At 41.4% G+C, this 401-nt stretch carries 1 protein-coding gene; it reads right to left on the bottom strand.

Annotated features, from left to right (window positions below):
- Positions 1-401: Na+/H+ antiporter NhaC family protein (locus MTF66_RS38435; RefSeq protein ID WP_282454273.1), on the bottom strand; the 401-nt coding region annotated here is incomplete at both ends.

The raw sequence follows: 401 nt of genomic DNA on the forward strand, positions 1-401 counted from the left end.
GACAAACTTACCCTGAGTCATGTCTATTTGGCTAGCAATTAAGTCCGATTGAAATAGCATAGCCCACACCGCGCCAATGACAGCACCAATAGAAATGGCAGGAAACGCTGGCATTTTTCGAATAGCAAGTACGAGTAATACAATTAACGGCACCAACATTTCTAAGCCAATGTTAAAGTTTTGCTGAAGAATTGCAGTTATTTGGTCTATTTGACCAGCCTCTCCCGCTGCTGTCGCGTTAAAGCCCATGAAAACAAAGATGATTAATGCAATTACAAAGCTAGGTACTGTAGTCCAAAGCATATGATGAATATGTTCAAACAAATCTGCACCAGCAACGGCTGGAGCTAAATTGGTTGTTTCAGATAATGGACTAAGCTTATCGCCAAAATAAGCGCCTG

The organism is Pseudoalteromonas sp. 2CM39R, from assembly GCF_023161845.1.